The organism is Mycoplasma mobile 163K, assembly GCF_000008365.1.
Lineage (GTDB): Bacteria > Bacillota_I > Bacilli_A > Mycoplasmatales > Metamycoplasmataceae > Mycoplasma_J > Mycoplasma_J mobile.
Window position 1 is genome coordinate 198,938 of sequence record NC_006908.1, and the last position, 13,285, is coordinate 212,222.

At 25.6% G+C, this 13,285-nt stretch carries 15 protein-coding genes and 2 tRNA genes; 8 read left to right on the forward strand and 9 right to left on the reverse strand.

What is annotated here, in order from left to right:
* Nucleotides 1–71: 71 nt before the first annotated feature.
* From proS to MMOB_RS00815, 9 genes are all read right to left on the reverse strand, one after another.
* On the reverse strand, nt 72–1,502 hold the full coding sequence (gene proS, locus MMOB_RS00780) for a proline--tRNA ligase (protein ID WP_011264664.1): 1,431 nt from the start codon (nt 1,500–1,502) through the stop codon (nt 72–74).
* A gap of 64 nt (nt 1,503–1,566) precedes the next feature.
* Nucleotides 1,567–1,641, reverse strand: a tRNA-Gln gene (locus MMOB_RS00785).
* A gap of 3 nt (nt 1,642–1,644) precedes the next feature.
* Nucleotides 1,645–1,728, reverse strand: a tRNA-Tyr gene (locus MMOB_RS00790).
* 105 nt (nt 1,729–1,833) lie between these two features.
* Complete coding sequence (nusG, locus tag MMOB_RS00795) at nt 1,834–2,481, reverse strand: transcription termination/antitermination protein NusG (RefSeq protein WP_011264665.1); 648 nt, start codon at nt 2,479–2,481, stop codon at nt 1,834–1,836.
* Entirely contained in the window at nt 2,482–2,709 is a 228-nt protein-coding gene (gene secE / locus MMOB_RS00800) for a preprotein translocase subunit SecE (protein ID WP_011264666.1), read from the reverse strand. It abuts the gene before it with no gap.
* Complete coding sequence (gene rpmG / locus MMOB_RS03550) at nt 2,709–2,849, reverse strand: 50S ribosomal protein L33 (protein ID WP_225968658.1); 141 nt, start codon at nt 2,847–2,849, stop codon at nt 2,709–2,711. Before rpmG ends, secE begins: the two co-directional genes overlap by 1 nt.
* A gap of 60 nt (nt 2,850–2,909) precedes the next feature.
* Nucleotides 2,910–3,482 carry a sigma factor gene (locus tag MMOB_RS00805; protein ID WP_041362794.1) on the reverse strand — a complete coding sequence of 191 codons (573 nt, stop codon included), beginning with the start codon at nt 3,480–3,482 and terminating at the stop codon, nt 2,910–2,912.
* The gene (gene rlmB, locus MMOB_RS00810) at nt 3,457–4,149 is read right to left on the reverse strand and encodes a 23S rRNA (guanosine(2251)-2'-O)-methyltransferase RlmB (RefSeq protein WP_011264667.1); all 693 of its coding nucleotides are present in this window, start codon (nt 4,147–4,149) and stop codon (nt 3,457–3,459) included. The genes MMOB_RS00805 and rlmB overlap by 26 nt, the downstream gene beginning before the upstream one ends.
* A gap of 3 nt (nt 4,150–4,152) precedes the next feature.
* The gene (locus MMOB_RS00815; protein WP_011264668.1) at nt 4,153–5,394 is read right to left on the reverse strand and encodes a class I tRNA ligase family protein; all 1,242 of its coding nucleotides are present in this window, start codon (nt 5,392–5,394) and stop codon (nt 4,153–4,155) included.
* 215 nt (nt 5,395–5,609) lie between these two features.
* Here MMOB_RS00815 and MMOB_RS00820 point away from each other — a divergent pair, with 215 nt between their 5' ends.
* The 8 genes from MMOB_RS00820 to MMOB_RS00855 are packed head-to-tail and all read left to right on the forward strand — an operon-like array spanning nt 5,610 to nt 13,277.
* A complete protein-coding gene (locus tag MMOB_RS00820; protein ID WP_192805346.1) occupies nt 5,610–6,032 on the forward strand; it encodes a hypothetical protein in 423 nt (140 codons plus the stop codon).
* Between the two features lie 15 nt (nt 6,033–6,047).
* Nucleotides 6,048–7,592, forward strand: a complete 1,545-nt coding sequence (nusA, locus tag MMOB_RS00825; RefSeq protein ID WP_011264670.1) for a transcription termination/antitermination protein NusA — start codon at nt 6,048–6,050, stop codon at nt 7,590–7,592.
* Entirely contained in the window at nt 7,573–7,890 is a 318-nt protein-coding gene (locus MMOB_RS00830; RefSeq protein ID WP_011264671.1) for a YlxR family protein, read from the forward strand. Before nusA ends, MMOB_RS00830 begins: the two co-directional genes overlap by 20 nt.
* A complete protein-coding gene (infB, locus tag MMOB_RS00835) occupies nt 7,859–9,661 on the forward strand; it encodes a translation initiation factor IF-2 (RefSeq protein ID WP_011264672.1) in 1,803 nt (600 codons plus the stop codon). The genes MMOB_RS00830 and infB overlap by 32 nt, the downstream gene beginning before the upstream one ends.
* A gap of 24 nt (nt 9,662–9,685) precedes the next feature.
* Entirely contained in the window at nt 9,686–10,051 is a 366-nt protein-coding gene (rbfA, locus tag MMOB_RS00840) for a 30S ribosome-binding factor RbfA (RefSeq protein ID WP_011264673.1), read from the forward strand.
* Nucleotides 10,041–11,876 (forward strand): tRNA uridine-5-carboxymethylaminomethyl(34) synthesis enzyme MnmG, encoded by a 1,836-nt coding sequence (mnmG, locus tag MMOB_RS00845; protein WP_011264674.1) that lies wholly within the window; start codon nt 10,041–10,043, stop codon nt 11,874–11,876. The genes rbfA and mnmG overlap by 11 nt, the downstream gene beginning before the upstream one ends.
* Nucleotides 11,866–12,297, forward strand: coding sequence for a 23S rRNA (pseudouridine(1915)-N(3))-methyltransferase RlmH (locus tag MMOB_RS00850; RefSeq protein WP_011264675.1), 432 nt, complete (start codon nt 11,866–11,868; stop codon nt 12,295–12,297). Before mnmG ends, MMOB_RS00850 begins: the two co-directional genes overlap by 11 nt.
* A gap of 44 nt (nt 12,298–12,341) precedes the next feature.
* On the forward strand, nt 12,342–13,277 hold the full coding sequence (locus MMOB_RS00855) for a hypothetical protein (RefSeq protein ID WP_011264676.1): 936 nt from the start codon (nt 12,342–12,344) through the stop codon (nt 13,275–13,277).
* Nucleotides 13,278–13,285: the final 8 nt, after the last annotated feature.

Consider the following 13,285-nt stretch of genomic DNA (forward strand, 5'->3'; position numbering starts at 1 on the left):
CATTTTGTATTTCTACTTTATAAGTATACCATATATAAGTTAAAGTTTATGTATTGATATAAAACTTAACTTTAATATGATTTTGCAAAAATTACATACCTTTTTGTCTCTTTATTTGTCATTATACATTTTTTAGTTTCTCCAATAAAATTTAGAGGAATACATCTAGGGGTGGCAAAAGTTTCTTTTTTAATGATTTCTTCTTCTTTTTTGTCTCCATCAAAAGGAACTCTTACAAAATTACCTTTAGCAATTTCTTTTTTAAGAGATTCATAGTCTTCAACATCAACAATTTTTTCATTTAGCAATCTTTTTGCTTGCATTAATAAGTTTTCATGAATTTTTTCTATTTGTGAAAAAATTTCAGATTTTAATTCATCAATTTTTACATCAATTTTTTCTTGAGTATCTCTTCTTATTAAAATAACTTTATTTTGTTTTAAATCTTCAGGACCAATTTCTATTCTTATTGGTGTTCCTTCAATTTCGCTTTGTGCAGCTTTAAATCCTACACTTTTATTTGAATCATTTATTCTTACTCTAAAATCATTTTTAAGAGTTTTGAATAAATCATTTGCTTTTTGTAAAACTTCAGGATTTTTATTTGCAAAAACAGTAATTATATCAACTTGATTTGTAGCAATTTTTGGGGGCATTATAATTCCTCGATTATCTCCATGAACCATTATTATTGCACCAATTAATCTTGTTGAAATACCTCAAGAAGTTTGATAAACAAAGCTTTTAGAATTATCTTTATCTTTAAAAGAAATGTCAAAAGCTTTTGCAAAATTTTGTCCCAAATAATGACTTGTTCCACTTTGCAAGGCTCTTCCATCTTTCATCATTGCTTCAATTGTGTATGTTGTGTGGGCTCCGGCAAATTTTTCAGATTCAGTTTTTTGCCCAATAATTACTGGAATTGCTAAAAATTCTTCAAAAAAATTTGCATAAATTTGAATCATTTTTTTAGAAAATTGATGAGCTTCTTCTTCGGAATAATGTGAAGTGTGACCTTCTTGTCATAAAAATTCACTATTTCTCAAAAAAGGACTAGTTGTTTTTTCTCATCTAAAAACATTAGCTCATTGATTTAATAATAATGGTAAATCATTGTAAGAATTTAATTGAGTTTTAAAATATTCTGCAAACAAAACTTCACTAGTGGGTCTTAAAAAAAGTTTTTCATTAAGAACTTTATCCCCAACTTTTTCAACAGTTATTAATTCAGGGGCAAATCCTTGAACATGATCTTTTTCAGAATTTATTAAACTTTCTGGAATAAGAGTAGGCAAATAAAGATTTTTAACATTCAATTCTTTAATAATTTTATTAAAATTACTTTGAACATTTTCCCAAATTCCATAAGAATTTGGCATAAAAACAATATTTCCTTTCAAAACTCCATAAGTAGCTAAATTTCCTTTTGTAATTACATCAGTATATCATTTTGCGAAGTCTTGTTCTAAAGGAGTGATTTTGTCTAAAAGTTTTATATTCATAGTTTAAATTATATAAAAAATTAAAATTAATTCAAAAAAATAAAAAAACACCCTATAGGTGATATGGCTGCCCCAGTTGGATTTGAACCAACGCATGTCGGTACCAAAAACCGATGCCTTACCGCTTGGCTATGGGGCAATATGGTGGGGGGGGAGGGATTCGAACCCCCGAATCCTAAGAAAGTGGGTTACAGCCACCCGCAGTTGGCCGCTTTGCTACCCCCCCAAGTTATTGTGATAGTAAGTTAAAATAACCTCAATCACTTTTATATTATACATATTTATGATTTTCATAAATAAAAAAAATGGTAATATTTACCATTTTTTTTATTTATTCCGAAACTACTTTTAAGTTTTTGTGTTCGAATTCAACAGGTGTTTTTCTTCCAAAACTTTCAATAGCAATAGTTGCTAAGGCTTTAATATCATTATTCTCTAAAATTATTCCTTCTTCATCTTTAAAAGGCCCTTCTAGAACTTTAGCTACTAAACCAATTTTGAATTTTGAATTGTAATTACCAGATCCAAATTCTTCAATTTTCTTTTTCTCAAAATCTAGCATTTTAGAAAACTTTCTTTCGGAAATAGGTGTTGGTTTTGTACCTTTACCAGAACTACCAATTAAGCCAGTTACATTTTCAGTGTTTCTAACCATAAATCAAACATCATCAGTCATTATCATTTTCATAAAAATGTATCCTTTATAAAGTTTTTCTTGTTTTACTTTAAAATTTTCACCATTGCGCTTTTTTTCTAATTCTTTTTCAGTTAAATAAGGAGTTTGAAAAATTTTTATTTCTTTTATAACTTCACCCATTCCTAAAGACTTAATTTTATTATTTAAAGATTCTAAAACTTTTTCTTCTTTTCCGGAAACAACTGAAATTGTATATCAATGAAAAAGAGAATCATCTCTTGTGTTTTTTTCTAATTCAACTTCTTTATTTTTTTCATTTTCAATTTTTAGTTCTTTTTTCATTTAAACTCCAACTCCTATTGTATTGAATAATTGTGTAAATCCAGTAACTATTCCATAGAAAAACAAAGTACACAATATTAAAAAAATTATAACATATACAAAAGATATAAAATAAGGTTTGCTTTCAGGTCATTTAACCCTTTTCATTTCTTTAGTAAAATCTCTAAAAACAAAATTTTTACGTTTTTTCATTTTGGTTTTTGGTTTACTCGAAATTTTGCTTTTCATTATTTTTCTTCCTTGTGCAAAGTGTGCTCCTTACATCTTGAGCAGTATTTATTAAGTTTTAATCTTTCAGAAATTGATTTTTTCACATGATAGTTTTTAGTTCCACACATTTCACAAGCTAATGCATACTTTTTTATCATTTGATAATTATATATAATAATTTATATTTTATGAATATTAATATTTATTATTAAGTTAATTTAATAAAAGAGATCTTTTCTAATTTTGGACAATTTTTCTCTTATCTCGGAAGGTTTGCTTTTTAATATTTTTGAAAGTTTTCTACCATGAACATTTTTTTCAACAACAAGATCGTACATGTTCAAATCATCTTTACTTAAAATTTTTAAATCAACCGGAACTTGATACAAATCATAATTATCTTCTAGCGCAAATTCTAAATCTTCTATTCAATAATATTTGTTTAAAACACTATATTTTTTTCCGTAATACTCTCTACACTTATTTTGCATTAAAAATTTTGAAAACTTAAAAAAGAATGTTCTAAATGTTACATTTTGTTCTGGTCTAAATTTCTTCTTTAAATCTTCAAATTTGAAATAAACTTCATTTAAAAGATCAGTGTATTCCAAAAAAGGAATATTATATTTTTTTAAAATTGCTTTTGCACTTGAAATTAAATAATCATTATGTTTCATCACTCAGTTTTTTAAAGTGAATTTACTTACTTCTTCAAGTGTTTCTATTTTTACTATTTTATTCGAATTTATCATCATATTTATTTTATTACCTACTTTTTTTGCTAAGATCATGAAGTAAAATTCCTGTTGCTACTGCAGCATTTAAAGATTGTACTGTTCCACTCATCATAATTTTTACCTTTACATCTAATGAATTTATCATTGTTTTTGAAAGCCCACTATGTTCATTTCCAATTATCAAACCAATTGGAAAATTTATTGGTGCATTTTTTATTTCAAATGAATTTTCATCTAGCATTGATCCATAAATTCAAAAACCGTGTTCTTTTAAAAAATTAATAGCTACAATTAAAGAGTCTATTTTTATAATTTTTACATTATAAAAACCACCAGATGATACCTTCAATGCAACATCGTTTATCTCAACAGATCTTTTGGAAGGGATTATAATATAGTTTCAACCAAAAGCATTTGCACTTCTTAGAATGGAACCGAAATTAAAGGAATCTTGAATGTGATCCAAAATTAACACTTTATCAGCTTTATCTTTAATTATATTTTCTAGAGAAAAATAATTAAATTCTTTTAATTCTGCAACAATATTTTGATGATTTGTTTTTACTAGTTCATTCAAAGTTTGTAAATTGGTATATTCAACAATAATATCTTTGTAAATACTTTCATAATCTTTTTTATTTATCAGAAAAATTTTTTTTATTTCAACTTTATTTTCTATTGCCTCTCTTATTGAGTTTTTACCACTTAAATACAACTTCATAAGTTAAACCAACTTTTTTTCTTTTAATTCTAGAAATAATTTATCTGAAATTTTGAAATTTTTATTTGTTTTTTCTATTTTTCATTTCAAAAACAAATCCAAATCTTTTTGACTGACATTTTGTGAGCTAAATTTAAACCCTAATAATTTAAAACATTCTACTAATTTATTAGCTGCATCTAAATCTACCACACTATTAAATAACTTAATTTGCAAATTAATTTCAAAATTTATTTTGCTAAATTCAAAATTCTCTAGTAATTTAGCAATTTTTTCAAGATATTTTTGAGTTTCAACTTCATTTTGTCTTTTTTTGCTTTGCATTATTAATAAATTCGCTTGATTAAAAGTTACTTGATATTTATTTGAAATTTTTTTATTTGATTCTAAAATTTCTTCATTTATACTGATAGGAGTTGAAAAACTAGTATTTAAAATCAATGTTCTGAATGTATCGTTCCCATATTTTTCAATGAAATCATCTGCTAAAATAAAATTATTTAATGATTTAGACATTTTTTCATTTTCTCACTTAATATGTCCAACATGCAATCATTTTTTTGCCAAAGAAAGTCCATGCAATGCAATATTTTGAATGTTTTCATTTTCATTATGGGGAAAAATCAAATCTATTCCCCCTCCGTGAATATCAATTTGATCTTTTTTGAAAATATGATTTATCAAAGCTGAACATTCTGTGTGTCATCCAGGTCTTCCTTCAGATCAAGGACTTTTTCAAGTTATTCCAACTTTTGTTTTTTTTCATAAAACAAAATCATGAGGATTATTTTTTTCATTTTTAAAATCATCATCACCATCAAGAGTTTTGTTTAAATTTAAATTTGAAATAGAACCATATTCAGGGTATTTTGTTGTATCAAAATAAACTGAACCTTTTTTAATATAACCAGAACCTTTTTTTACTAACAGTCCAATGTATTCAATAATCATATTAATATTGTCTGTTACTTTTTCAATATAATCTGGTTTGTTAATATTATACTCATCTAGCATTTTTAAATAAAAATCACTATATAATTCACTTATTTCTAATTCGGTTTTATTTTCCTTAGAAGCTTTTTCAATTATTTTGTCATCAATATCAGTTAAGTTATGCAAAAAAAGGTATTGTTTTTCTATAAAATTTGCCCCTCTTAAAAAAAGATCAAAAGTCATGATTGGTTTCATGTTACCAATATGAACTTTATTGTAAACAGTTGGACCACAAACATATATGTATTTCATAAAAAAATTATATTATATTTTCATGTTTTTTTTAATTGCATTAGAATATTTATAGTAAATTTTGACTTCTTTAATTAGTATATTTTTATTTTTTATATTATAATTAGTATGAATATCAATTATTTTGATATATGTTTTTTGCAAATATAGAAAAACATAGTAATTTCACTTACTATATATTATTTTTTAAATTTTGCAAGATTAGAGGGGAATTAGTGACTTACAAGGAAAAATTGCTAGAAAAATATCCTGATTTGATTTATGAAATAACTTGAACTAAAGAAAAAGATGATTCATTTTTACAAATTACTTTGAATGAAAACAATTTGGAAAAAATAACTGAATACTCAAAAGAAATATCAAATATTTTAGACAATTATGAAAAAGAACTCCCCTCTAAATATTTTCTTGATATATCATCTAGGGGAATAAACCTATCAATTCAAAAGGAAAATTTAGATAATTATTTAGAAAAGTACATTGAAATTTCTCTTGTAAATGAAACAAAAAAAATAAAAGGTATTTTGTGAGAAATCAAAAATGAAACAATAATTTTGAAAGTAAATTTCAAAGGCCAGTTTAGAAAAATAGAATACAAAAAAAATAACATAAACTTAATTGAAGAAGTAATAAAATAAAAGGAAATAAAATATATGAGTATTAAAAAAGAAAAAACTAATGAAAAGCTAACAATCAAAGACTTTTTTGAATTAGTAGGATCTCGTGCAGATCTTTCACAAAAAGAAGTAATGGATACATTATTGAATGCAATAACTTTAATTTTCAATAATGATTTTGATCCAAATGCAAAATTGGATTTAGTAATTGAAAAATCAGAAACTGGTGAAAGCAAAATAAAATTATATATTTTAAATAAACTTGTAACTGATTATGATGTTGAAGAAGAAGAAAAATACTATTCAATGAATGTAGAAAATGCAAAAAAAATTAATCCATCCCTTGAAGTTAATATGACTTTTAAAGACGAAATACCTTTCGAATCTTTTAGTCCTTCGATTTTTAAGAAAATTTATAATGTTTTTACTCAAAGTATGAAAGAATTTTCAAAAGAGTATTTGATTTCAAAATATGGTAATTTAAAAGGTCAGATTATCAGAATGAAAATTGAAGGAATAAACATTACAAATAATAGAAGAATGGTTTCTTTGAAATTAGAAAATGAAAATGGTTCAATAGAAGCATTTATGCCTGATAAATTACAAAACCCAAATATTGAAATGGTAATAGGAGATTATGTTGAAGTTTATGTTGAGGATGTAAAACCAGATAGTCGCGGATTAAGAGTAATTGTTTCAAATACTTCAAATGAAATTCTTAAAAAATTACTTGAATTAGAAATTCCAGAAATTGCTTCAGGAAATATTGTTATTAATGCTATTAAAAGAATTCCTGGAATTAGGTCTAAAATTGCTGTTTCAAAAACTTCTTTTGCACCTGATGGAATTGATCCTATGGGGGCAATTGTAGGTCAAAAAGGAAGTAGAATAAACAAAATTTCTGACCGTTTAGGTGGAGAAAAAATAGATGTTATTTTATTTGATACAAATCTTGAAAAATTTATTATTAATTCAATAAGTCCAGCAAGTGTTGCTCATATTTCAAAAATTAATGACGAAGCAAATAATCATTTTCTAGTTGTTGTTCCCGATTTAGACAATACTAAAGCAATTGGTAAGGCTGGCCAAAATGTTAAATTGGCTGCAGGTTTAACAGAAACTAGACTTGATATTTTATCAGTAACTCAAGCTAAAGAAAAAGGGATTGAGTTATTAAACAATGGTAATTTAGATAAAAGTAATTTTGGAAATAGAAGACCTAGTTTTTCTAGAACTAGAACTGAATTTAATAATGGTCATAGATCAACTAGTTTTAATTCTATTATGGAAGATTTTGATAAGGAAGTTGAAACATATAAAACAAATATTTTAACTCTTCAAGATAAGGCTCCAGAAGATTTTCCAAGCTTTTTACCTAAGAAAAATACTCCTAATTCTAAAAATAATAAATCAATTGAATTCCCTCAAAGTTTTTCTTCTTTCAATACCCAAAAAGAAGATACATTTTCAATGGAAGATTTAGCTAAAATTAATAGTGATTTTGAAACAGATTCAGATATTGCAAGTTATGATGATTTTGATATGAATAATTTAGATGTAGATGGAGCTGATTGAGATTAAAAAAGAAATTGATAAATCTTTAAAAAGATTTTGTATTTTTACAAATCAGTTCTTTTTTAAAAAAGAACTTTTAAGAATCAATAAAACAAATGAAGGTAATATCGAAATTGATTGAGATCAAACAAAAAAAGGAAGAGGAGCATATTTAAAAAATGATTTTGAAATCATTATGCAAATCTTAGAAAAAAGAAAATTAAATCGTTCTTTTAAAATGAACATAAATCAAAATGTTTATAATAATTTAATAGAAGAAGTAAGAGGTTATTATGGCAATAAAAAAAGCGAAAAGAAAATCTAATGTTGAAGAAGTAAAAACACAATTATTAGAAATCAAGACTGAATTAAAAGATGGTGTTTTTACCTTTACTGGCCCAATGACTATCAATGAGTTTTCTAAAAAAATTAAAAAGCAAGCAAAAGATGTAATTCTTCACTTTTTTAAACAAGGTAAAATGTATAATGCTAACCAAATTATAAACGAAGAAGAAATCGCAGAATTATGTTTAGAATTTGATTATGAATTCAAAAAAGAAGAACAAATAACAGTATCTAATTTTATGGATACTCTTGTTTTATCAGATGAAGCAAAAGATTTAGAAGAAAGAGCCCCAATTATTACAGTTATGGGGCATGTCGATCATGGGAAAACTACTTTAATTGATGTAATTAGAAAGTCTAAAATAGTAGATACTGAGGCAGGTGGAATTACCCAACATACAGGTGCTTATCAAATTGAATATAATGGCAAAAAAATCACTTTTATCGATACTCCAGGTCATGAAGCTTTTACACAAATGAGATCAAGAGGAGCAAAAGTAACAGATATAGTTATTTTAGTTGTTGCAGCTGATGATGGAGTCATGCCACAAACTAAAGAAGCAATTGATCATGCTAAAAGTGCAAATGTTCCTATTATTGTTTTTGTAAACAAAATGGATAAACCAAATAAAGATATTGATAGAATTCTTTCGGCTTTATCTACTTTAGATGTAGTTTCTGAAGAATGAAGTGGAGATACACAATTCATTTATGGTTCCGCTTTAAAAAATCAAGGAATTGATAAATTATTTGATGCTATTAATTTGCAAGCTGAAATTTTGGAATTAAAAGCAAATAGAAATCGTGATGCAATAGGAACGATTATTGAATCACATTTAGATAAAGGAAAAGGTTCAGTTTCTGTTTTAATTGTTCAAAATGGAACTCTTACACCTAGAGATTTCATTGTTGCAGGAAGTCAATATGGAAGAATTAGGTCAATTGAAGATACAAATGGAAATTCACTTGATGCCGCTTATCCAGGAACACCTGTAATTGTAACAGGATTGAATTATGTCCCAAATGCAGGAGATAGATTTATTGCTTTAAGTGATGAATCTTTTGCAAAAAATATTGCTGAACAAAAAGCTTTTGTAGATAAGCAAGCGGAACTTATTAGCAGAAATACAATTGTCGTTCAAGACGGAATTAAAGTTTTAAATATTATTTTAAAAGCTGATGTTCAAGGAATTGCAGAAGCAATAAAGAGCAAATTATTGGAAATAAAAAACGAAGAAGTAAAAATTAATGTTGTAAGATCTTCTGTTGGAGCAATTACAAAAAGTGATATATTATTAGCTCAAGCTTCAAATGCTATAATTTTTGGATTTAACATTAGAGCAACTGGGGGAATTAAAACATTTGCTGAAGAATCAAGAGTAATTGTAAAAACACATACAATTATCTATGAGTTATTAGATGAGGTTAATGAATTATTAAATGGATTAAAGGCCCCTAAATTTAAAGAAGTAGTTACTGGAGAAGCAAGAATTAAGAAAATATTTTTCTATTCAAAAGTTGGTAATATTGCTGGATGTGAAGTCATTTCAGGAAAAGTTACTTCTGGAACAAAAATGAGATTAATTAGAAACGGAATAACAGTTCATGAAGGTATTTTAGATTCTTTACAAAGAGAAAAAAATCAAGCAAGAGAAGTTTTAAAAGGCTTTGAATTTGGTACACACATTAAAAAATTTAATGATATTAAAGAAGATGACATTATTCAAACATTTGAAGATGTTCAGATTTAATAGTATAAATTTGAAAGGGTTATTATGAGAAAATTTGAAATAAATTCACCTCAATATATTAATCATCAAAAAAAGGAAGCAAACTATAAAAGAATTCTTTCTTTAATAATTAAAGATGTAAAAGGTTATGAAAATTTTATTCCTACTTTAGTTGATTTGCAATTGTCTAAAGATTCATCACATTTAGTTATTTATTTAAGTTTTGATCATTATGAAAAAAAAGCTTTAGAACATTTTAATAATGCAAAAGGTTTTGTAAGATCTGAATTAGCAAGAAACATTAGTGCTAGATATACTCCTGATATTACTTTTAAATTAGATGAAGCTTCAAAAAACGGAAGAAATATAGATGCAATTTTAAAAAAATTAGAGGAAGAAAATGGCAGCTAAAATTTATGATGCTATTGTTATTGGTGGAGGGCATGCTGGTGTAGAAGCAGCATTTATTTTATCTAAAAAAAATTTTAATGTAGCATTAATTTCTTTAAATCAAAATAGATTAGCTTCAATGCCATGCAATCCTTCTATTGGTGGTCCTGCTAAAGGAATAATTACTAGAGAAATTGATGCATTAGGTGGAAAACAAGCTTATTTTGCAGATCAAGCAATGATTCAAATTAAAATGCTTAATACTTCAAAAGGTCCTGCTGTAAGAGCTATTAGAGCTCAAATTGACAAAGAGAAGTATTCTCAAATTATTCTAAAAGCAGTTCAGGAAACAAAAAATATTGATTTGATTGAAGATATGGTGTTTGAAATTCAAACAAAAGATAATAAAATTTCAGGTGTAATTACTGAAAAAAATGGATTATTAGAAACAAAAACTGCAATAATCACAGCTGGAACTTATTTAGATTCTTACATTTTAAGAGGAGAGGAAAAATATAGTTCAGGCCCTGATGGAGAAAAAACATCTAATTCCTTATCTAATTCTTTAATCAAACTTGGTTTCAAGTTATTAAGATTAAAAACTGGGACTCCTCCAAGAATATATGCTAATAGTATTGATTTTTCAGAAGTAGAAGAAGAAATATTGCCAGAATCAAATTTAAATTTTAGTATTTATCATTCTAAAAAATTATCAAAACAAATTCATTGCTATTTAACATATACAAGCGAAAAAACTCATCAAATAATTTTAGATAATATCAACAAAAGTAGCATGTATAGTGGATTAATAAAAGGAATAGGACCGAGATATTGTCCTTCTGTTGAAGATAAAATTGTGCGTTTTAAAGATAAAGAAAGGCATCAAATTTTTTTTGAGCCAGAAACAATTAAAGCAGATATTATGTACATTAATGGCCTTTCAACATCAATGCCTATAGATGTGCAAGATCAAATGATAAAATCAATAAACGGTTTGAAAAATGCTAAAGTAGCAAAATATGCTTATGCAATAGAATACGATGCTATTGATCCTTTACAATTAAAAAAATCTTTAGAATCCAAAGAAATTGAAAATTTATTTTTTGCTGGACAAATAAATGGTACAAGTGGTTATGAAGAAGCTGCAGGTCAAGGACTTCTAGCAGGGATTAATGCTTCATTAAAGTTAGAAAATAGAGAAGCTTTAAATTTAAAAAGAAGTGATTCTTATATTGGAGTTTTAATTGATGATCTTACAACAAAAGGCACAAAAGAACCTTATAGAATGTTGACGTCTCGTGCAGAGTATCGCTTGCTTTTAAGAAATGATAATGCAGATATAAGATTATTAAAATATGCAAAATATGCCAAAACATTAACAGATAAAGAAATTGCTACTACAGAAGCTAAATATGATTTGATCACTAAAAAAATTGCTGAATTAGAAAATCAATATATTTCAATTAATGATCCTCTTGCAAAAAAATATAATCTTGCAAATAGCACTTCATTTTTACAATTAATTTCAAGGCATGAAATTGATATCAAAGAAATTGTTGGCAATTTCCCTTTTCTAGAAGAATTAAGCACTAATGTAAGATTAGATGGTTATATAAAAAAACAATTGAGTCAAGCAGATAAAATGCTTCGATTAGAAAATTTAAAACTTCCAGAAGATTTGAATTATGATAATGTTGTTAATTTAGCATTTGAAGCAAGACAAAAACTTAAAATGATCAAACCTCTAACAATTGGACAAGCATCTAGAATAAGCGGAATCAATCCTGCAGATATTCAAATGCTAATGTTTCATTTAAATTTAAAAGTAGTAAAAAATGAAAATTAATCTTATCGCAGTTGGAAAACTTGAGAAAGAATATTTAAATTTATATCTTTCATATTTAAAAAAAATAAGTTTTTTCGCAACTATAAACCTTATTGAAATAAAAGAAATAAATGAAAAAAATATTGACCTTAAAAAGCAAAAAGAAACTGAACTTATTATTGAAAAAATTCCTAAAAACTCCAAAGTATATCTTTGTTCTTTACAAGGACAAGAAAAAACTAGTGAAGACTTTTCATTATTATTTAATGAAGATAATTTAACATTTGTAATAGGTGGTTCAAATGGAGTTGATGAATCAACTTTTTTGCACAAAATATCTTTTTCAAAAAACACCTTTCCCCATCAATTGTTTAGAATTTTATTAGTCGAACAAATATATAGATCCTTTACAATTTTAAAAGGAATAAAGTATCATAAATAAATATAGTAGCATTTATTTTTTTATTTTATTATAATAGTATAGACATGAACAAATGAACAAATAAAAAGATTTCTTTTATCTCTGTATTAATAGCAACTTCAGTTGCATTTACAATAATTGGTGCAGGTGCTTTAGCAATAACTTCTTTACCCAATATTAAGTTATCTTTTGCGGGTTTACCAGTAAAAATTACTGGATATTTATTTGGGCCTTTAATAGGTTTTATTACAGGATTTCTAGCTGATTTATTGTCTTTTTTGTTCATTCCTTCTTTTTACAATCCATTATATTCTTTTGGATTAGCTTTAACAGGAGCAATTCCTGGGATTGTCGCCTGATTTTATTTTAAATTTGGAAAAAATTTGTTTAGTAAGGAAACAAAAATCCAAAGATACACGAATAAAATTATTTTTTACAAAAACTTCATATGATTTAATGAAAATAAAGAAGAAATTAAAACAATTGAAAAATACAATTTTTTAATTAATAAATATGAGAAAAAAATCATTTTGCTACAAAAGGCTGAATATTCAAATTCTATTTTAAATTTCAATTGAATAAGTTCTTTCATAATTATTTCCATTTTATTAATTGCAATAGTAACATTAATAACAAATTTACCAGATAGGTTTTTTGACTCTCCAATTTTTTTTAGAACTAGACCATCTTTTTATTTATTTTCAATTTTAGGTTTAGCAATAATGATAGTTTTTATTAGTTATATGAGATTTAACTCCAAGCCAAAAACCTTTTTGAATATTGTTCCCATCATAATTTTTTCAGCATTAATTGAATTTTCAACAATAGCGGTAATAGCTTATGCAGATTCTATAACTCTGGGAATTGATTTTCAAATTTCATTAATTGGAACTTTGCTTTTATCCCCAATAAAAATATGAGGAAATTTAATTATTATTTTGATCACATATAATATTATTGCTCCATTAATTAAAAATAAACAAAGTAATGGATGAGTATAGTAAAATTA